The sequence below is a fragment of the Paraglaciecola sp. IT1134 genome (assembly GCF_058068185.1).
This window is the reverse complement of the sequence record NZ_CM176486.1, coordinates 5146746-5168342: the sequence shown is the minus strand read 5'-3', so window position 1 is coordinate 5168342 and position 21597 is coordinate 5146746. Positions and strand designations below refer to the sequence as shown.

The window sequence follows — 21597 nt, the reverse complement described above, 5'->3', positions numbered from 1 at the left end:
GAGATCCCAGGTACTGGGGGAATTCACAATCATTCAAATGGGCGCCTGGGTCGCTTCACCCAACTCATTGGTGTGTATGAAAGCAATTGCCCCAGTCGAATTTGTGGTCTTTGTGGCATAGTAAAATCAGGTTACCCTGCCAGAGTTTCGCTACTATTTTCATCGACTAGCCCTGCGCCACAATTGCTCAACCAGAGTACAGTTAACACCATGCAGCATACTGCGCATCGTTTTTAATCGTCTATTGCTTCTTTTAGGTATTTAAATAACTCTCGAGAGGCCTTAGGCGGTTTATTTTCTGTTTGCTGTTTGTTTGCCTGGCGGACTAACTGGCGTAGTTTTTGGCGGTCAAGCTTGTCATGTTGCTGCAACAGATCTTCGATAGCGCTGTCGCCTTGAGCGACTAAGGTGTCGCGCAGTACTTCCAACTTGTGGAATTTTTGATTGGCTTTTTGATGAGAGACCTGGCTGACCAGTAATGCCTGCTCTATAGGCACAATGTCGCGATGACGCATTAATTTGCCTATGAGTTGCAATTGTCGCCTATAGCCTTCTTTTTTACGCAATATACGCCGAGCTAACATCACAGCGTCTAGCAACTCGGTATCCATAGGGATTTTTGCCAGGGAAGCCGGACTTAAATCTACCAGGGATTCCCCTAGTTTCTGTAAGGCATTCATCTGATTTTTCAGCTGGGTTTTGCTCAGCTGGGTGTTTTCTTCTTCTTGTTCGAACTCGTTTTTATCCGGAGATGCGGCCATAGCAATATCTTTAGTGTTACACTAGGCAAATATTGTAACCTTGAACGAGCTAATAATATAGCTAACTGCTCAAGGTAAATGTCGTTTGAAAATGAAGGGTGTATGCAGCAGCAATTAACTGATATCCAAGAAATAGTGGCAGACGTCTTAAAACTGGCCAAACAAAAAGGGGCTACCCAAGCTGAAGCGAGCATGTCAAAGGTACGCGGTATCGCCGTTTCTTCACGTTTAAAAGAAGTGGAAACCGTGGAGTTTACCAATGACGGAGGCTTGGGCATCACCGTTTACCAGGGCAGTAAAAAAGGCAGTGCTTCCACGGCTGATCTTAGTCCCGCAGCCCTCAAACTGACAGTGGAAAAAGCCATCGAAATTGCCAAATATACCGGTGACGATCCCTGCTCAGGTTTGGCCGATGCCGATTTGATGGCCTACGATTATCCCGAACTGGATTTGTATCACCCCATAGAGCTCGATACCGACTTTGCTATCGAGCAGGTTATCAAGGCTGAGACCAGTGCCCTGGCTTTTGACCCCCGGATCAGTAATTCCGATGGCGCCTCTTACAACGCCAATTTAGGCAGTAAGGTATACGGCAATAGCCATGGTCTGAATGCGGGTTACAACAGCAGCCGTTATAGCCTCAGCTGCGTAGTAATTGGCGAGCAAGACGGTGATATGCAGCGTGACTACAGTTACACAGTCGACAGAGACGCCGCATTGCTGGCCTCCCCAGAGCAAGTGGGCATTGAAGCCGCCGAATTTACCCTAGGTAGACTCGGCGCCAGGCAGATTAAAACCGCCAAAGTGCCGGTGTTATTCCATCGTGAAATAGCCTCTGGCCTGATGGGGCATTTTATCAGTGCCATCAGCGGCGGGAATTTATATCGCCAATCATCGTTTTTATTGGACTCAATAGGCAAACAAGTCTTACCTAGCTGGTTTCAAATCAACGAACGTCCCCATGTGTTAAGGGGGCTCGCCAGCTCGCCGTTTGACCAAGAAGGCGTAAAAACCCGAGATTTAGAAATTGTTACAAACGGCATACTCAATACTTATTTATTGACCAGTTATTCGGCGCGCAAGATGAAGATGCAAACCACAGGTCATGCTGGTGGTATTCACAACTGGTTTATTAAAAATAGCGGCCAGTCTGAGCAAGAAATGCTCGCCACTTTGGGTACGGGTTTGCTGGTAACCGAACTGATGGGCCAGGGCGTTAATATAGTGACCGGTGATTATAGCCGCGGGGCGGCGGGTTTCTGGGTGGAAAACGGCGTGATCCAATATCCAGTACACGAGATCACCATAGCGGGCAATCTGGCCGACATGTTGCTCAATATTGTGGCTGTGGGCGCCCAAATTGAGCGCCGTGGCAGTATTCAAACGGGTTCAATTCTTATCGATAACATGCAGGTTGCCGGAGACTAACAAGCCTACCCCGCAGGCTGGGCGATCAAATCATGAATTTCGTTTAAAGACGGCAGGTTTTTGTGTTGCTGATAGAACAAGCGATTCAGTCGTCCCAGCAGATTGACGCTGCGAGTGGGATCATGGGCTTTTTTACGATGGTGACTGGCGGTTTGTAAAAATTCCCATGGTTTTAGGTTCCAGTGAGCGATTTCTTGGGCCGTAATACCCTGGGCTTCTATCGTACTGAGTATTCTTTCGGTTTTACTTTGCACCGTGGCAATGGCGACCTGGTAGTAGAACTCTTCCATAGGAATGGCGATAGCCTTAATGGTGGCATCTATGGCTTGCCATATTTGGTCATGGTCAAAAGCAATACCTTTGGGGGCATAATAGCCCATGACTTCCCATTCCAATTCCGCGTTGCCAACGGCAACAGAGCTGTCATGCTCAGGAGCATAAGCCAAATCCGGTCGCGCACCGATATTGTACGCATCCACGGACAAACCTATGTTGACCGCTATCTCTCCTAAGGCATTGTTATGCATATAAATGGCTTCAAATGCGGCCCGTTTTACCCCCATCCAGCCATGAACCACAGGTGCTTGACTGGCAAATTCACGTATATCGTCGGGTAAATCTTCGCCATATCTATCGATAAACAGGGGGGCAGGATCCTGCTCCAGGTTTTCGTCTGGTACCCAGACTTCGTACTCTTGACGATGATCGCCCTTGCCGCGACTTTTAATGCCATAAGACAAATTGATCGGTCGGCAGATGTTGCGGTCTTCTCCTGCCTTGTGGAAAAACTCTGAACGAAAACGTTTTATAAAAGGTGCATCACTGCCTGCTATGGCGGCGGTCGGGTAGCGAAAGCCGATCTCACTATGGGGCACAATGTGAAAGCCTGTTATATGGTGTTCCAATATCTGTTTTACCCCGCGCAGGGAGCGATAATCCCTTAGCACTATGCTGCGTTCGGGTTCGATGGTAAGCCTTGTGCCATCTGGGGTAATGAATTTTGGCGTTTTATGGTAGTCGTATCCCACAAGACCCAGTTGGTTGGCGTAATCGTTACGGATCAGCGCCAGTTCTGAAAACAGGGCATCGTGATTTCTGATATGTTCGAATAAAGGGCGATGTTTGGCCATGGGGTAGATCTTCTTTGGGTTATCGACTCGTATTAGGTATTCCACCTTGTTTATATTGGGTTATTAGACGAAGTACAAGTAAATATTGCAGCGCTTAGCCGTTAGGCCAACTCCCCCCACATAGGTTTATACGGCTGGGGGTTAGGTGCATGAAGCGCAGTGAATTTACGGCGTTGCAGCAAAGGCTGTTGCCCTACAGGGTATTTCCCGGCGAGATGCAATAATGCCATGCAGGCTCATGGGCGAGTGAATAAACCCGAGACCTGGTCCCTCCTGCACGGTATCTTTATTCTGAGGGATCCGTGTTACTCCAGCTACTATGCTGGCGATAGACGAAAGCAATGTCTGGAATGGCCTCGATTTAATCCCAGTTTAGGGGATTTCCCGCTTTTTCGGTTAGCGTGACAGGCTAAATAAGAATATACTGGCCGCCCAAAAAATTGGGCAATGTTTTATTGCCTGGAGATAGGCTTTGACAGGTAAAAAATGCATTTACCCACGCTAATAATAGTCACGCTATTGATCAACCTGATCATCGGTTTTTATTTATTTGTGCTGTATAAGCGCCGGCCAAAGGATAGCTGTTTTCGCTACTGGTCTTATTCCTGCTTTTGCTTTGTTGCCGGTGGCGTAGCTGGGGCAATGCGCGAGTTTGAATTGCACCCGTTTGTTAGTTTTTTTATCGCTGATGTGTTGTTGGTTTGTGCACCTTTATTGGTGTTTGTCGGGCTTATCCAGTTTTCTCGATATCGCTTCACCAAGGCCAAACGCAAGGGCGCATATCGGTTATTCGCCTTGGTGGTCGTTGCCCTACTACTGACGTTCTGGCATCCACAGCTCAGTAGTGTCATCTCTGCTGTTTCGGTGGCCTACATATTTTGGCAATGCTCGTTATTGCTGCACAGGTCGGTGTTTAATGAACCTATTTATACCAAAGTGTTGTACGCGATATTTGTCATTCATAGCCTAGTCATGCTCACCCAAGCTGTACTTCTGAGCTTAAACTGGCTACAAGCAAGCCCACCGATGCCGGCGGCGAATACTATTTATACTTTACTCAGCCATATATTGTTGAGCACACTAACTGCCCTATTGTTGCCTTGGTTGTCATTTCTCAAGCTGGAACGAAAACTCACTTTGCGCACTCAACGTGACGGATTAACTAACTTAGCCAACCGGAGTTATTTTATCCATCAAGTGGATAAGCGCTGGGCTGAGCGCAAAGACATACCTGCAATTTTGATGATGATCGATATTGACCATTTTAAAGCCATAAATGATAAGTTTGGCCACGCAATGGGTGATTTAGCCTTAGCCAAGGTGGCCAAGGCACTGTCCAACGGATTGCGTTGCCATGACTTAGTCGCTCGGATAGGCGGAGAAGAATTTGCCGTGCTACTTGATGTTGCGGAAATAGAATTAGCCAAAAAAATTGGCGAACGACTGCGTCACCAAGTTGAACAAGAGATGGCTACCCTAGCTGATAAACAACTAGACCTGACTATAAGCATTGGTATTATCCAGGCCTTGCCCGATGAACAGTCTGCCTTGGCAGCGTTTAAAGCCGCCGACGATGCGCTGTATACCAGCAAAAATAACGGCCGCAATACCTTGTCGGTAGGTAACTTTTCTTAGCCTATTCATACTGCGGACAAACCTTAGGCAGTCAGCTATTTACAGGCTTTGACTTTAAACTGGCCGACTTCTACATCTACCACCTCTACCTCGGTTCCTGATGCTATCGGCAGATCACTGGTTAAACGCCAGTTGATCCCCGAATAATGATAATTCGACTGCTGCTGGGGAGATATATCCGTGTTTAAGATAAATTTATGGCCGATGAGATCACTGGTGACTTTTTTTGTTTCGACTTTAGCCTGCAAATTTTTCAGGGGCTTCCACAACACCGCCGCCAATAAGGCGGTACTGATCCCGACACTGAGCAAGGCGCCAGATACCGTGTCTGGCACCACACCCAGAAAGATTAGAGCTCCGCTAATAAGGGCAGCCAGGCCAACAAAAAACAGCACAAAGGTGGCAAAACCCAAGATCAGTACTTCGATGGCCAGCAGCAGCAAGCCAATGGCGATTAGGCTTTGGGCGAGGTTATCCGTTAACCACATCATTTTGTGCTCGATTGAGTGAATTAATAATAGTCATTGCCTGGGCCACCACACTGGCGGCATCGGTGCCACTATCCGGTAGCAATACCACTGAGGATTCCTTGGCGATAGCGTGTTTGGCTTCGATAGCCTTGGTGGCAAGATCAAGCTGAATGGCTTTTTGTCCTTCTTCGGTGGCGGCGGCCTCACCAACCTGGCGCAGGGCTTCAGCCTGGGCAGACGCCACTGCGACTATGGCCTTCGCTTCACCTTCGGCCCGCAGCACTTGCTCAGCTTTATCAGCTTCGGCTGCCAATACTACTGAAGCTTTGTGACCTTCGGCCCGGTTGATGGCTGCTTGACGATCACCTTCAGATTCAAGAATTTGCGCCCGTTTGACCCGTTCGGCTTTCATTTGTGCTTCCATGGCCTCCATCACGGATTGGGGCGGCACAATGTCTTTAATTTCATAACGCAATACCTGAATGCCCCAGGGGCCAGCTGCGTCATTGATGGCGGCGACTATATTGGTATTTAATACATCCCGTTCTTCAAACGTTTTATCCAGCTCCATTTTGCCCAGTTCAGAGCGCATAGTGGTTTGGGCTAATTGGGTCACGGCAAACACATAGTCGTCTATGCCATAGGTGGCTTTGTATGGGTCCAGTACTCTAAAGTATAATACGCCATCTACTGACAGGGAGATATTGTCTTTGGTGATCGCACTTTGCTCGGGCACATCCACGGCTTTTTCTTTCAGTGAACGATCAGCTGAAATGCGATCGATAAACGGGATAATAAAATTCAGGCCAGCTTCTTTGGTAGACTGATATTTACCAAACCTTTCGATCACGTAAGCACGATTTTGCGGCACAAATTTAATCGATGATTTGAGCGCAATAATAACAAACACCAGTAACAGGGTTTGCACCGATAAAACATAATCCAGCAATACTTCCACTTGATATTCCTTATTAATAACTACGTCAGGGCGTTGCCCGCAGGTTCGATTCTAAACTTAAAAATACTTTGGGTGCACACAAATGCATAGAAAGTTGGCAGGTAAAGAGAAGGAATCAATGCCATGGCCTATAGCCAGACATTTTGCTTTACCTGTCGGGGTGCCAAGCTTGGCTGAAATACCTATCAGCCAAGTTATGCCTATCCTAGTTTAAACCCAGCTCTCGGGTCATGTTTTCGTTCCTGTCTCGGTGTACTATGATGTTGTCTTCGATCCTGATGCCACCAAAGGGTCTGAATGTGTCCACTGTGTCCCAATTGGTATACTTGGCCCCTGCGCTGTCTTTTAGGTCGGCTAATAAACTGTCAATGAAATACAAACCTGGCTCAATGGTGAACACTTGGCGCGGCTCGATAAGACGAGTGGTGCGCAAAAAAGGATGATATTCAGGAGGTGGATTAGGCGTGCCTCTGTCGTCTGCAGCGTGCCCAGCGACATCGTGTACTTGCAAGCCCAGGAAATGCCCTATGCCATGGGGAAAAAACGTATTAACCATGCCCTGGGTAAGGGTGTCTTCTGGGCTTAGGGTGCTGATGCCAAATTCACTTAACAGCTGGGCAATGTGCCGATGGGCGGCAATATGCACCTCTGAATAGGCGATCCCGGGTTTAAGCAAATCAACCAGGTTTAAGGTGACCTTGTCCATCGCCTGGATCAACTCAGCAAATCTATTGTCTTGCATGGCATAAGTACGGGTAATATCCGCCGCATAACCGTGGAAGTTGGCACCGGCATCGATTAAGAATGATTGTGATTGCCCAGGAGCCTGAGTGTCTTGCTGCATATAATGCAATATGGAAGCATTTTGGTTCAGAGCCACTATGTTGTTGTAAGGCACCTGATTATCACCTTGGCGCACCGCACCCAGGTAAGCCTGATTGATATCAAATTCGGACAGTCCCCGGCGAAACGCTGCTTCTGCCGCCTGATGCCCCTGCACGGCTAGATGGTTGGCCTGGCGCATACACTGCAATTCGTAATCGGTTTTGTAGGCGCGCTGGTAATGCAAATAATGCAATACCCGGTCAGGATTGATCAACTCAAACCCCAAAGCCTTGGCTACTTCAATGTACTCGCCTATATAGGCATATTTGGTTTTATCGTAGGGTAAGTACTGCTCTACCGCGTCGGCCTGAGTAAGTAGCACTATCTCAAAATGCTCCGCCCAAAAATCTGTGGGCTCGGGTGGCACTTTGTGCCAGAAATCTTTGGGCCGGTAAAAAACCAATTTGGGTTTGTCGCTGCCATTAACGATCAGCCAGCAGTTCGGATTATCGATAACAGGCACCCAGGCTTTAAACTGCGGGTTGCATTTGAACGGGTAATTATTGTCATCCAAAAACATGCGTTTGGCTTGACCAGAATGAATGATCAAGCCGTCTATCCCTTCACGCAGCAGGGCCTCACCGGTTCTGAGTTGTAGTTCCTGAATGTGTTGTGGGTAATTGCCAGCCAAATCTTGCATGTCTTGGATCCTTTGGAAAATCCTTTAAAAAAATCATCCGCCTAGATTATCACAGCCCCTGTTCTTTGTTCTACCGCTGCGTAATGACACTCAAAGCTTCGCCGGGGCGATTTCCATATTGGCCAATTCGTTAAACAACTTGCTGGACTGACCCAGGCGCTGGGCGTAGATCTGCTTGTAGGCCATGACGGCTTTGACATAGTTACGGGTTTCTTTATAAGGAATGGTTTCCACCCAGATATCCATAGGCACTTTTTGTTGCTCAGGTAACCAGTCTTTGACTTTGCGCCAGCCGGCATTGTAGGAGGCAGTGGCGAGCACCGGGTTGTTGTCCATCTTGTCCAGCAGATAACGCATGTACTGGGTTCCATATTCCACGTTCTGCTGGGGATTATACAAGCTACTGCTAAGGATGTTTTTCTTGGCCAGGTATTTGGCCGTACCCGGCATCAGTTGCATGAGTCCCCGGGCGCCGGCTGTAGAATTGGCGTCGGCCATAAATGAGCTTTCCCGGCGCACGATAGCGAATGCCCAGGCAGGATCGAGCTCATATTTTTTGGCACTGCTAAGCAGGGTGTCATCATAGGCCATCGGAAAACGCCTATTGAGATCGTCCAGATAACCCACCCGGGCGAAAGTGAAAATCGCCTGATCATGCCATTTCCAGCTATCGGCGATCACAGCAGCAATTAAACTTTGCTGGTTGGTGAGTTGTTTTTGCAGATCGTACCATTCCCGTCTGGCACTAATATCCCGTTTGAGTTGCAGGAACTCGTAAGCGCGTTTGGCCTGGGGCATATTGGCAATCAACAGCATTTCCTGGGGGCTGAAATTTAACGCGGTATCTTGCAGTTCTGGTTCTTGGGCAAGTTTGCCGCTGGCCATAAATCCATAGTAATGCCGTTGTTGGGCCAGTTTGCTAAAGGTCTGATTGGCTAAATCTGTGGCGTTCAATTGTTGATAGGTGCGCCCTAACCAATATTGGAAGGCGTTGTCCTGGATGATTTCTTGAGGGGCAAACTCGATCAGGTCCAGGGCATGTTGCCAGTTGCCTTTGCGCAGAACATGGGCCAGATGCCAACGGAATAACTCTTTGCCCTGGGTCTGTGTATTGGCTTTGTCGAGCCAGACATCAGCCTGGGGATGATCGCCCACAGCCAGGGCCAGGGCGAAACGTTCGGCAATAGTGCCTTGTTGCACTTCACTAAACTCAAAACGTTTTTCCAGGGCAAACCAGCTTTTTAAGGCCAAATCCGGTTGGCTCCAGGCCAGGCGTTTCAGGCCATAAACCAGAATTTGGGTTTCTTGCTGAGGATTTTTGCCGGGAAATTGTGAGGCTCGGCTTACGTAAGCCGCGTCCCGTCTGACTTTTAACCAAAGATCCCCTAAATACTGTTTATCTTTAAGTAACAACTGTTGCAGATAAGGAATGAGGGTGTGTTTACCTTCACTGGCCGCCAATACCAAGCGCTGCCATACCATGTCCTGGGTAAGTTTACCTGCCTTTTGCCACACCCGGAATATGCCATCACATTCGTTAGGCTGTGACTGGCCCACTATCCACAGCGCAGTAATATCTTCGAGTGCGGCGCCCCGTAACTCGGGGACTTTGAGGCTAAATTCAATTCTTTTACAGGCTAGGGCGGTATTACCTATATTCCTATAATATTTGAGAAATAAAGTCTGTTGGTTTTTTTTTGCCAAATAGGCCAACCATTTTTTACGCAGGGAATTATCCAGGGGGGTGCCTTCGTAACGCTGCAAAAATTCTTCGATGTGTTCACTATTTTGCAAATTTACGCCGCTCATCAGCGCTTTGAGTTCCACATACGGTTTAAGGGGATAATCAACAAGTTCACTTAGCAATTGCTGATACTCAGGGCTATCGGGCCTGGATGCCAAACTTTCAGCTTTTGCAAAAATCTTGCGCTGATACTCTAATTTTTGCTCAGCAGGAGATACGACTTGTGTGGCATAAGCACAGAAGTTTACCAAGGTGAATAGCGATAAAAGCATAAAACGGTTAATAAAGGGGCCTCACTGTGTGCATAAAGAATCTACCATAAGACATCTGCCGCTATATGCAAGGGGCAAGCTGCAAGTGACAAACAAATTTTACGCAAATTTAACTGGCATGACCAGTTGAAATGTGGCAATTTGTCCCAATTTCATAGTTGTTACAATTAGGTTGCTGTTTCGTTTTCTTATTCACAATGTTAGCTACTCTGAATGCTGCCAACTTAATTTACCTGACTCGTACCCTCAATCCTGGCGAATGCCAAAGGAGAAAATAATGATATATGAAGGCAAAAGCCTCAAAGTAACGCTGTTGCAAGATGGTCTTGCTGAACTAGTATTCGATGCCCCAGGCTCGGTTAATAAATTTGACCAGCAAACGGTAACTGAAATGTCAGAGGCAGCCAATGCCCTGAGCGCTAATTCACAAGTCAAAGGCGTACTGGTACGTTCGGCTAAAGCAACATTCATCGTTGGCGCAGATATCACCGAATTCACCGCTTTGTTCGACTTATCGCAACAAGAGGTACAAGATTGGGTGGCCAAAACCTCACAGGTATTCGATCAGATTGAAGATTTACCTTTTCCGACTATTGCGGCGATCAACGGTTTTGCCCTGGGTGGCGGTTGTGAAATGGCCCTGGCCTGTGACTTACGTGTGGCGGATACCTCCGCAGCCATCGGCCTGCCTGAAGTGAAGTTAGGTTTGATGCCGGGTTTTGGTGGCACGGTACGTTTGCCCCGCTTGATTGGTGCCGATAACGCCCTGGAGTGGATGACCACCGGCCGTGATCGTAAAGCGGCCAAAGCTATGGCCGAAGGCGCAGTAGATGCAGTAGTCGCCCCAGACAAACTGCAAGCAGCAGCCATCAGCATGCTCAAAGACGCCATTAGCGGCAAATTTGACTGGCAGGCCCGCCGCGCCCAGAAAAAAGCCCCGCTTAAGTTAAACAAAAACGAAGCGATGATGAGTTTTTCCACCGCTAAAGCCATGGTATTTGCCCAGGCCGGTAAACATTATCCTTCGCCTCATATGATGGTAGATACGGTAGCTAACGCCGCCCGTCTGGATCGTGACGGCGCATTAAAACTTGAGAATCAAGGTTTTGCCGAGCTGGCCAAAACCGATGCAGCCAAAGCCCAAGTGGGTATTTTTCTGGCAGATCAACTGGTTAAATCCAAAGGTAAAAAACAGGCTAAAAGCGCCAACAAAGAAATCAAACAAACGGCTGTGTTAGGTGCCGGTATCATGGGGGGCGGGATCGCTTATCAGTCTGCGGTTAAAGGCACACCGGTGATCATGAAAGACATCAACCAGGCTGCGCTAGACTTGGGTCTGCAGGAAGCGGCGAAGATTTTAAGTAAAGGCATGGAGCGCGGTAAAGTGGATGCCAAAACTATGGCCAACACCTTAAACAATATTGTGCCTACCTTAGAATACTCGGCAATCAAAAACTGTGATTTAGTAATCGAAGCCGTGGTCGAAAATCCTAAAGTTAAAGGCATAGTGCTTAAAGAAACTGAGCAGTATGTGGCCGATGACGCCATCATCTGTTCTAACACTTCGACTATCTCGATCAATCATTTGGCCAAAAGCCTGGATAAACCTGAGCGTTTCTGCGGTATGCACTTCTTTAACCCTGTGCATAAAATGCCCTTGGTGGAAATCATCCGTGGTGAAAAAACCTCCGAAGCCACCATTGCAGCTGTAGTAGCTGCCACCATGAAAATGGGCAAAACCCCCATAGTGGTTAATGACTGCCCGGGCTTTTTGGTGAACCGGGTGTTGTTCCCCTATTTCGCCGGTTTTAGCAAGTTGGTGATGGATGGTGCCGATTTTGTGGCTGTGGATAAAGTCATGGAGAAAATTTTTGGTTGGCCCATGGGCCCGGCGTTTTTGCTGGATGTAGTGGGTATGGATACTGCCGATCACGCATCAACCGTTATGGCTGATGGCATTCCACAGCGCATGCAGAAAATCGAAAATGATCCAGTTACTTTACTTTACAAGGCCGAGCGTTTAGGCCAGAAAAACGGCAAAGGCTTTTACAACTTCAGCCTGGATAAACGGGATCGTCCGGCAAAAGCGGCGGCAGATGAAGCCTATGCTCTGTTTGCTCCCCACTGCGCCGATAAACGTGACTTTGATGCCGATGAAATCATCGCCCGGGTGATGGTGCCCATGGCCAACGAAGCGATCCGTTGTTTGGAAGAAGGCATAGTAGCCAGCGCTGCCGAAGCTGATATGGCCTTGTTGTATGGCCTGGGCTTCCCACCCTTTAGAGGCGGGATTTTCCGTTACATTGAAACTATGGGCTTGAATAACTTTGTAGCCCTGGCCGACAAATATGCGGATTTAGGTCCGATTTATCAGATCTCTGACGGTGTGCGAGACATGGCCGCCTCAGGTAAATCTTATTTTTCTCAATCAGCCTAAATTGCACCAGAGGACAAGAACATGAAAGAAGTCGTAGTAGTCGATTGTATTCGTACCCCAATGGGGCGCTCCAAAGGCGGGATTTTCCGCAACGTGCGGGCTGAAACTTTATCAGCTCATTTAATGACTAAATTGATTGAACGTAACCCCAACCTCGACCCTAACGAGATTGAAGACATTATTTGGGGTTGTGTACAGCAAACCAAAGAGCAGGGTTTTAACATTGCCCGTAATGCGCAGTTATTAACTGACATTCCTCGCAGTGTGGCGGCAGTGACAGTGAACCGTCTATGTGGCTCATCTATGCAAGCTTTGCACGATGCCACTAGCGGCATCATCAGTGGCCGCGGAGATGTATACATGATAGGCGGCGTGGAGCACATGGGCCACGTACCCATGGACTTCAACCTGGACTTTCACCCAGGCATAGCTTTACATGCCGCTCGCGCCTCAGGCAGCATGGGTATGACCGCGGAATTACTTGGTCGTCAAAATGGTATCAGCCGTGAAATGCAAGACGCCTTTGGTGCTCGCTCCCATCAACGAGCCCATGCTGCCACATTAGAAGGCCGCTGGGCCAACGAAATTGTGCCTATTGAAGGCCATGACGCCGATGGCATCTTAAAGTTAATGGATACGGATGAAACCATTCGCCCTGACTCAACCGCCCAAAGCATGTCAGCCCTGCGGCCGGTATTTGATCCGGTTAACGGCACGGTGACCGCAGGTACCTCGTCAGCCTTATCTGATGGTGCCTCGGCGATGTTGATCATGTCAGCGGATAAAGCCAAAGCTCTGGGGTTAACCCCCAGAGCGAAAATTCGTGCCATGGCCGTGGCCGGTTGTGACGCGGCTATCATGGGCTATGGTCCGGTACCCGCTACGCAAAAAGCCCTTAAACGAGCTGGCATGACCATGGCGGATATCGAATTGGCTGAGTTTAACGAAGCCTTTGCCGCTCAGGCCTTGTCGTGTATCAAACAACTTGGTTGGATAGATAGCTATGATGAAAAAGTAAACCTTAACGGTGGGGCCATTGCCCTGGGACACCCACTAGGATGTTCTGGTTCACGTATCTCCACCACCTTACTCAATCTTATGGAAGCTAACGATAAATCTATCGGTTTGGCGACTATGTGTATTGGTTTGGGTCAAGGGATAGCGACAATTTTTGAGCGTGTGTAACACGCTTCATTAGTTGATTTTGAAAAGCGTCTGATGGCGCTTTTTTTTATGCGCTTTGCGCTCTGGCTCGCTTATGCACTGCGTGTACTTTATGGCCTGCGGCCACGGGGCATTCGCTGCGCTAACCAAGTACTGCTTCGCAGCGTTATAACTACGTGTGCTAGGCATTTGCTGCTATAGACTTCGGTTCCAACAGCATGCACTTCGTACAAGTCATTAATGACGTTTTTTCAAACCCGTCCCGAGGCTCGTCTCACTTTTTGCCAGCAGTCGCAAAAAGCAAGCAAAAAAGGCCGCTCTCCAGCATTGCTCTATACCCAGCGCGCCCGATTAAAACAGAACGTGATTACGCGTTTCCGACGGGAAATCACTTGATTTTCATCTCTGAGAATCATCCTGCTTTATTCTGCGGTGCTCGGGGAGCAATGAGTCGAGGAAAAGTCTGCGACTGCGTCGCCAAGGCAGGTTTGGGAATTATTGACGCGTAACATTTTGGAAACAAGATGATAGAATTTATGTCAGTATTTTTTACGATTTATTTTGCTGGTGAACTTTAGTTATGAATAAACTTTTAAAAGTCAATAGATTATATTTCTGGTTCACGATGTGCATAATATTTTGCTGTAAGGCTTGCCGGGTAAGTCAAACTTTTAATTATGGAAGATATTATGAAAAAAATCATGGGTTTGATTGTTTGGTTATTTGTGGGTTCGGCCCAAGCGTCTTTTATTACCGCGGGAAATATTTATCAAGTTGATGGGGGATCATCCGTTGATTACTGGGGGTTTTCGGTGACCACCAGCGGCATGGTGACATTTGATATATTGTCTTGGGAAGCAGGCCCTATCTTCGACGACAGTCCTATCGCTAACCCTGCTAATGATTTAAATCAAGACGGCGAAATAGCGTTTTTGGATACGCATATTCGTTTATTCTTCGAAGAAGATTCTTTAGAAGAAGATGACTATATCGCTGAGAATGACGATGCAGAAGACGTATTTGGATTTGGGTATTCCCTGTCTTTTACAGATGGCTCAGAATTTCATTACGATTCATTCTTGTCACTTAGGCTGGACGTCGGAAATTATATTCTGGCTATTGGCGCCTACGATTTAGAGATGGAAGAAGCCATCGCCGGTTTAAACGATGGGTCTTTAAATGAGTCAACTTGTTTGGGTGGCATAGGACAAGAATGTGTCGAGCTCCTTGCCAATGATCACGGTGATTATCAGATCACCTGGAGTGATAATGTCGTTATCACCAGTGATCCTGGTACGGCACAACGTGTGCCAGAGCCTAGCGCATTATTATTCTTAGGCCTAGGTCTAGTAGGCCTAGGGCTTTCAACAAAAAACAAAATTAATTCATAACCTTATTCCCCACGCCAATCCTCAGCAAATGCTGGGGTTTTGTTATGCGTAGCGCGAGCTAGATGCACTTCGCTTTCCACATTTAGCGTGGAAAATCATGGATTGAGATGTTGTGTGTTCCTTCTTTTAGCCATGTTAATTTTAGTTTTATATTGAATATCTTGGAGATATCGAATCATGATTAATAAAGGATTAATGGCACTAGCCCTTGCTAGTTTACTTGTCGGTTGTGGCGGTGGGGGCGGCACAGGGCCTGTACCAGTAACTGTTTCAGTTCCTGATCCTGTGCCCGATCCTGTTCCTGAAGCGGTGCCAGAACCCGATACTTCATCTCCGGTAACCTTTTTACTAAACGGTGCTGTAAGTGTTATCACAACGGATAATACTGCAGTGCAAACCGCGGATGGCAAAAACCTAACTGGTACGTTTAAAAGTGGTAATCTAAATTCATTTGCCTTTATTGATGCCGACAATCCACAAGACTTCAAAGAGAAAAAAAGCGCGGCTTTAGCTCCTGTTATCAAAAGCCAAAGCAAAAGCTCAAATATAACTACAAAAGAAGGAGAAAGCTCGGAAGAGGGGTCGGCAAGTAACCTTTTTGTTATTGATGAAGATGGTGCAATGAGTTTTGGAGCTGTTTCTGAATATGACTTTAAAGTGTCTTACTCTGTGGTTAAAAATCTGCCTAATGATGATGGCGAAATCGAACAATTTGTCTACTTTGCGATTACCAATAAAGATGATGACTTCTGGCTATCCCAAGAATTTATTATAGCAACAGGCGATTGTGCCATTTTTAAAGTGACAACTACTGATGGGAATTGGAACTGTGTTGCTGCAAATGTTTTACCTATCGCCATGGACGACTCATATCGGCAAACCATGAGTGATGACACGCGAAAACCATTACAAGTCGATGAGCAAGGTAATGTGTTTGTCTTAGCCCGTAACATTAATTCTTTTGATGACAATGACGATGGTATTACCGACTGGATAGAACCTGATTGGAGCGTACAACCAACCATTCGTAAAATTAGCCCCACTGGTGAAGTGAAAGAAATCACCCGTGATGACATCTATGTGCAGAGCTACATTAAAATTGATAATGACAGTTTAGTTTACAGCTACATAGGAAATAATACCGGCCTTAACATGATTGTGGGTTTATCACAGGAGACCCAGTCTTCAGTTGAATTAGGTAGACAGGGGTATTGGAACGATTTTTTCTATGCCATTGATGATCATAACACTATCATATTTAGTCAAAATGGTGGCGAACGTAACTCAGGTATTAGCTTTGGCCAAAAAAGTGATACCTATGTTGGTGGCGCCGAAACCTTTCACTTAAATACCAAACCATTTTCAAATAATAATGGCAATAGTACCCCACGGCGAGTCGTTTTGGCCGATGATGGCAGTATTTATGGTTTATTTGAAGATTCAGTTTGGGATGAGGCTTTGCAAACTAATCAGTCCTTTGCCAATTTAAAGCGAATTTTACCGTACAGCAGTGCAACCTATGCCCGTTTTAATGTCGGTAGTTCATGGTGGGGCTATTTTGATAATGGCCAGCGCAATGTTCAACTGTCCAAAGGGTATGCCTTTTATCTCGAAGATGAAAGCCACTCTGGATATGGTAAGCGCACCAATATTAAGGCTGTGCGTATGGTTGATGGTGAGTTAACCACTATGTTTGATGGTGAGTGGGCGACTGAACGTTATGAAATTTCTACCTGGAAGTTATCTGGCGATACTATTTACTTTTCTGGTTTTGATAGTGCTAATAGCCAAATGATTGCTGGCCAAGTTGATACCTTGAAAGTGAAACAAGGATTATCTGAAGACGCTTTTTTAACCATTACCGCCGCGGCGTCTATTGTCGGTGAAAATAATATTATTAACGATTATGAAGTCCTGCGCGCCTCTTCTGCCGATCACTTTACTGTTGGCAACCCACGTATAGTGCAAGTCTATTCAGAACCAAACAATCTGTATTCCGCAAGCATTGAATTTAACAAATACATGGACGCTGAATCAATTAATTCATTAATTTCAGTGAGCTATCAAAATGAGCTTGATGAGGCGGTTGATGTTGTCAGTATGAAAGTTTGGTTAGGTCGCAGTTTGCACCTTATTTTTGATAGCCATTATGTGGCCGATGACGAAGGCATAACGGATCCCTTGCCCTATGGTACGCAATTCAATATTGCTGTTGATGGTGATGCGTTGGATGCAGAAGGCATGCAGTTATTAATCAGTGAAACAGCATTGACATCAAGTTTTACCACTCGTCCAGAAACGGGTTTTTACTCAAGTTCTGCTGAAGTAATCGAAGGGGTGAGTGATGGCAACGTACTAAGTTTTTCGGCAGTAGGAAATCACAACGCTCGAAAAGCTGTTGCTAGGCTTGCAAGTGATATTAAGACAATCAATCATAGGGTTGAATTTTCCACTCCTTCAAGTATTGAAGGCCGTTTTGTCTTGGAGTTGACTGACCCTTATCAAATAAACTGGGATAATGTTAAGCACAAAATTATTGACAGTGTTGACAGTTCATTGTGGCAAGGTTTCGATTCTTTTGATATTGATGCTGATCAAAACATCTATCGTCGATTCACAGCTGAAGATGCCACAATCGATGAAAATTGGGGAAAAGTTTTGACCTCCTTAACCCTTGCACCCACTACCTTTGCCAATCAAGAGGGTGAAATTTTTATAGATTCGGTTAACGTTAAAAACTATCAGGAAGTGCCAAGTCATTATACAAGTATAAGTGGTGATCAATTCATCAGCAGCTGGGATGAAGCACGTGATACGAATGTTCGAACGAATGTTAATACGGGTGTGAGTTACTATTACCATGAAACCTATGTAATAGATGAAAACACTGGGGTGAAATATCTTTATAGCTTTGGAGCATGGCGTGATGGTGAGGGTAATGAACGACCTGATGATGCTGTTTCTAAATATGTGTATGCAAAATGGATTGACGACTTAAGTGATGAAGAACTTGATGATGCCCTTGAATGGGTGGGTCTCACGTGGGTTAATATTGCCGATGAAAGTGATGTCATTAATTGGGATACTGTTGCTCAAGGGGGATATTACGGCTCCGATCTTAATGGCGATGGACAAATTGATGTTTCGGGCTTAGCGACTTTAGGTGGAAGGTTGGAAGCCACTGAAACTAGCTTAGATTGGCGAAATACATGGGTACAACAAGCGGATTTTGTTGCGGAAAACTTTGAACCTTCAACTAGTGATTATCAATATTATAGCTCTACTGGATTCGGTGGTCAGGGTTTAGATAGTTATAGGAGTGACTTCTATCATACTGGTTTAAATAGCAATTACCCGAATAGTTTCACTGACGACAGGGAAAATAGTTTGTCTCAACGCTTAGCCACCGGTTCTTCTTGGTTAAAACATACTATTGAATATACCACTAATCCCGATACAGGTGTGGTGACTTACAGTTATGTAATAACAGATAACGAGAGAGTAGAAGTATCTAGCACCTCCCAAGTTTTATATGTTGATGTTAATAATGCAAGTTGGCAATACCTGTTAGCAACGCCCAACAAAGGGGGATTTGGCTTGCAACTTAGCATTGAATATGATGGTTCTGTTGCAATCGATAACCTCAGAGTGACAGATTTAACTGACATAGCGAACCTTGAAACGGGAGGAGTAATTTTCTCAAGTGAATTCACTAACGGTAACGAAGGTGTGTTTGTTGAAGTTCAATAGCTAGCTTTGAGCTTATTAATATAAATCCGATGACGAAAGTCATCGGCTTTTTTATTTCCAAGGTAAGCAAATGTCCGGCCATTGACCCGTCTAATTGCGTCGGTACTCAAACCCGAGTAAACCTCACTAGGTTTCATGCTGTTTTAGCACCAACTAGTAAATATAATATAGAGCAGAGAACTCCCCAACAAAATTTTTATGTTGGCTGTTTCTTTAATTGTTTCTGCACCATTACCGATTTGAACCTGGGTGTTTAGAAACGAGCATCAGTCACCCCGATGGGCTGAACATCGTTACCTATCATCGTCTTCATGCTCAGTAACTGTTTGTGTGGGGTACCTCTTCCGCTTCAGGCCATGTACTTGCTAATATAGCGTCACACTGCGGCCATCAAACTCCAGCGATGGTCGGGGAATCTTGAGTCAAGGAAAAGAAAAACTACGGCTGCGCTGTTTTTAAAATATGCCAGCGTTTCACTTTGCAAGGGATTTCATTCAGCGGTCTTTATATTCACGGTAATTTTGCTCAGATGGGCGAAGCTTTGCTTCTAAAGATCCCAGTGTCATTCCTGAATCACGTGGTGACCATATATGTCTATGTCAGAAATTAACAAGACATATATGGACACTCCCGTGATGTCAACACAGCCGTGCTCTTTTCATGCTGCGCAGCAGCATGAAGTCTTGTTTGTTTTCTTATTCCAGCTCGTCTAATCGTTGTAGTAGGTCTAAAAGTGGCTTAGTTCTGACATATATTCAGGCTCTTAATAGAAATGGTTTTATCACTTCAGGCCTCTGATGAACTCCGTACCTTATCGCCTTTTCATTCACCCGTGCGGATTGTTATCCGTGCCTTAGTCTGGCTTTGATGAGGTAGGGTAGACCGTTTTCTTCATCATTGTCGACTAAGCTGGTTGGGTAAAAAAGTGTTATCCCGAGTCTAGCCTTCCACAACACCCAGACAGGCTTTGTGCCTTTGTCTCTGACGGATTTGAGTCAGACCGGGATAACGTCAACTGTGTCATATTATGCGTTAACGTGTGTATTTGGCATCGCTTGATAGTGCTCTTGACGAGTAAGCAGTATCCACATAAGCCGAGCAAGACGGTGTGCAACGGCCACCGCCACTTGGTTAAACGGTTTACTGACCCGAAGTTTCATCGCCCATACCGATAAGGGGTCGTTACTTTTAGCGGCTCGGCTAACCAGTGCTCTGGCACCATGCACCAGCTGTTTACGTAAGTAGCGGTCGCCACGTTTGGTGATACCGCCCATCTTGCTCACATTACCTGATGCATGTTGTTTTGGGGTGAGCCCTAACCATACAGCGAATTCTTTGGGGCTGTTGAACGCCTGGCCTTTGTCGATGGCGGCTAGAAAAGCCGAAGCATTGATGATCCCTATACCCGGTATGCTGAGTAAGATTTGGCCGCTTTTGCTGTTATCCACAAAACCACGTAGTTGCTGTTCAATGTTTTTTACGCGTTTGAGTATGGCGCTGTACTCATTGAGCATATCTGCCATGATCTGTTGCAACCTGACACTGTATTGCGGGTTATCGATGACGCTTTCCAACCCAACGAGTAGTGCCGCATGACCACAAGGAAATACCACACCAAATTCACTCAACAGCCCACGAATTTGATTGCTCAACGCCGTTTTGTTTTTAATCAGGCGCTCTCGAATGCGATGTAAACACATCACTTCTTGTTGATACTCTGATTTAACCGGCACAAACCGAATATGTGCCCGTTGACTGGCTTCCGCTATGGCAAATGCATCATTATGATCATTCTTATTTCCACGTACAAAAGGCGTGACATGCTGCGCTGGGATAAGCTTCACATCATGACCGAGTTTGCTTAACTCTCTGCCCCAATAATGTGATGAATAACAGGCTTCCATTACCACCACAGTCGGCGATTGCTGGCGCATAAAATCAAGTAACTCATTGCGTTTAAGCTTCTTATTAAACTGCGGCTTTATGTGCTCATTCACGCCACATACTTGGAATACATTCTTTGCCAAATCGATACTAATTGTTTTAAACTTCATGGTGGACACTCCCTATGTAAATAGTTTGGTTAACACTACTATTTTGGCGCATTGACGCCGTATTAGGGAGTGTCCATCTCATCACCCAAGATAATATCGCTGGGGTAAAACGGCTTATTGCTTCGCCATAGGGCTTGCCCATCACGCTTAAAACCTACATCGCCGCGCACGCGGCCCAACCAGAACCAGCCGTGTTTTTCTACTTCACGAAACCAGGGGGTACGATAGCCCGCATCGGCGACAATTAGAGGACAACAACCTGGCGGTAATATACTCGCTAGCTCCCGTAAAAAAGGATTGTGGCTAACGGGGGAGTTGTATTCAGCAAAGGAAAACCCCCGTTCACAAAGTGTCACAGAACGGCCCTGTACGCTTACTGAGGCACGCAGGGTCAAGTGCCGTATTTTCTCCCGTACATCAGACCAATCCACGAGCACGACAGGCATGGGGTTCGCTCCGCATAGTAACCGTGCGTGCCAGCGATAAATATAAATGTCCAATCGTTCGTTGTGCAGTTGCCTATTACCGAGCAGCCTGTCGATACGTTTTATATTGTGTTTTGGGGCGACAGAGCCTGCAATGTTTCGGCCTAATTCGGTTAACGACAATTGTTGTCCATCAAGTAAGGATTGTGTGGCAACCATGAGGGACGAAAGACGTTTTGCATGTAGATTGGGGCATTGCTTTTCGAGCAAATCATGTAAGATATGAATATTACGCATGGTGTTGGTTATCTGGTTAGTTTTTGGCGAAATCGATTAGATAAAATAGCACCATGCGTGTCTATATTATTGTTTCCGCTTAAATTTATGAGGGGATTCGTTAGGTATGGGCATTAAGGTGAGTTATGCGTCGCTGGTTTTGGTGGCGGCTTGAAG

The 21597-nt window shown here is 46.2% G+C and carries 14 protein-coding genes and 1 pseudogene; 6 read left to right on the top strand and 9 right to left on the bottom strand.

What is annotated here, in order from left to right; translation table 11 throughout:
• Positions 1 to 233 precede the first annotated feature (233 nt).
• Positions 234 to 761 carry a ribosome biogenesis factor YjgA gene (gene yjgA / locus AC3RV5_RS22630; RefSeq protein ID WP_489729815.1) on the bottom strand — a complete coding sequence of 176 codons (528 nt, stop codon included), beginning with the start codon at positions 759 to 761 and terminating at the stop codon, positions 234 to 236.
• A gap of 102 nt (positions 762 to 863) precedes the next feature.
• Here yjgA and pmbA point away from each other — a divergent pair, with 102 nt between their 5' ends.
• Positions 864 to 2189 carry a metalloprotease PmbA gene (pmbA, locus tag AC3RV5_RS22625; protein WP_489732237.1) on the top strand — a complete coding sequence of 442 codons (1326 nt, stop codon included), beginning with the start codon at positions 864 to 866 and terminating at the stop codon, positions 2187 to 2189.
• A gap of 5 nt (positions 2190 to 2194) precedes the next feature.
• On the opposite strand, the gene AC3RV5_RS22620 is transcribed toward pmbA, so the two are convergent.
• Positions 2195 to 3319, bottom strand: a complete 1125-nt coding sequence (locus tag AC3RV5_RS22620; RefSeq protein WP_489729814.1) for a hypothetical protein — start codon at positions 3317 to 3319, stop codon at positions 2195 to 2197.
• Positions 3320 to 3420: 101 nt separating this feature from the next.
• The gene (locus AC3RV5_RS22615) at positions 3421 to 3549 is read right to left on the bottom strand and encodes a hypothetical protein (protein ID WP_489729813.1); all 129 of its coding nucleotides are present in this window, start codon (positions 3547 to 3549) and stop codon (positions 3421 to 3423) included.
• Positions 3550 to 3805: 256 nt separating this feature from the next.
• On the opposite strand from AC3RV5_RS22615, the gene AC3RV5_RS22610 reads away from it, so the two are divergent.
• Complete coding sequence (locus AC3RV5_RS22610) at positions 3806 to 4954, top strand: GGDEF domain-containing protein (RefSeq protein WP_489729812.1); 1149 nt, start codon at positions 3806 to 3808, stop codon at positions 4952 to 4954.
• A 35-nt stretch (positions 4955 to 4989) separates the two neighbouring features.
• Here the strand turns inward: AC3RV5_RS22610 and AC3RV5_RS22605 are convergent, their stop codons facing one another.
• The 4 genes from AC3RV5_RS22605 to AC3RV5_RS22590 all read right to left on the bottom strand — a co-directional run bounded on the left by AC3RV5_RS22605 (position 4990) and on the right by AC3RV5_RS22590 (position 9923).
• Positions 4990 to 5445 carry an NfeD family protein gene (locus AC3RV5_RS22605; RefSeq protein ID WP_489729811.1) on the bottom strand — a complete coding sequence of 152 codons (456 nt, stop codon included), beginning with the start codon at positions 5443 to 5445 and terminating at the stop codon, positions 4990 to 4992.
• A complete protein-coding gene (locus AC3RV5_RS22600; protein ID WP_489729810.1) occupies positions 5426 to 6382 on the bottom strand; it encodes an SPFH domain-containing protein in 957 nt (318 codons plus the stop codon). The genes AC3RV5_RS22605 and AC3RV5_RS22600 overlap by 20 nt, the downstream gene beginning before the upstream one ends.
• Before the next feature lie 205 nt (positions 6383 to 6587).
• Positions 6588 to 7907 carry a Xaa-Pro dipeptidase gene (gene pepQ, locus AC3RV5_RS22595; protein ID WP_489729809.1) on the bottom strand — a complete coding sequence of 440 codons (1320 nt, stop codon included), beginning with the start codon at positions 7905 to 7907 and terminating at the stop codon, positions 6588 to 6590.
• Positions 7908 to 7997: 90 nt separating this feature from the next.
• On the bottom strand, positions 7998 to 9923 hold the full coding sequence (locus AC3RV5_RS22590; RefSeq protein ID WP_489729808.1) for a lytic transglycosylase domain-containing protein: 1926 nt from the start codon (positions 9921 to 9923) through the stop codon (positions 7998 to 8000).
• A gap of 277 nt (positions 9924 to 10200) precedes the next feature.
• Between AC3RV5_RS22590 and fadB the strand changes: the two genes are divergently transcribed.
• The 4 genes from fadB to AC3RV5_RS22570 all read left to right on the top strand — a co-directional run bounded on the left by fadB (position 10201) and on the right by AC3RV5_RS22570 (position 18665).
• Complete coding sequence (gene fadB / locus AC3RV5_RS22585; protein ID WP_489729807.1) at positions 10201 to 12360, top strand: fatty acid oxidation complex subunit alpha FadB; 2160 nt, start codon at positions 10201 to 10203, stop codon at positions 12358 to 12360.
• Positions 12361 to 12381: 21 nt separating this feature from the next.
• Positions 12382 to 13545 (top strand): acetyl-CoA C-acyltransferase FadA, encoded by a 1164-nt coding sequence (fadA, locus tag AC3RV5_RS22580; protein ID WP_489729806.1) that lies wholly within the window; start codon positions 12382 to 12384, stop codon positions 13543 to 13545.
• A 668-nt stretch (positions 13546 to 14213) separates the two neighbouring features.
• Entirely contained in the window at positions 14214 to 14915 is a 702-nt protein-coding gene (locus AC3RV5_RS22575; RefSeq protein WP_489729805.1) for a DVUA0089 family protein, read from the top strand.
• 177 nt (positions 14916 to 15092) lie between these two features.
• Positions 15093 to 18665, top strand: coding sequence for a hypothetical protein (locus tag AC3RV5_RS22570; RefSeq protein ID WP_489729804.1), 3573 nt, complete (start codon positions 15093 to 15095; stop codon positions 18663 to 18665).
• Between the two features lie 1025 nt (positions 18666 to 19690).
• Here the strand turns inward: AC3RV5_RS22570 and AC3RV5_RS22565 are convergent.
• Both AC3RV5_RS22565 and AC3RV5_RS22560 read right to left on the bottom strand, forming a co-directional pair.
• Positions 19691 to 20719, bottom strand: coding sequence for an IS110 family RNA-guided transposase (locus AC3RV5_RS22565; RefSeq protein WP_489729803.1), 1029 nt, complete (start codon positions 20717 to 20719; stop codon positions 19691 to 19693).
• A 101-nt stretch (positions 20720 to 20820) separates the two neighbouring features.
• Positions 20821 to 21441 (bottom strand): annotated as a pseudogene (locus AC3RV5_RS22560) (IS4 family transposase); the annotation flags it as partial.
• Positions 21442 to 21597 lie beyond the last annotated feature (156 nt).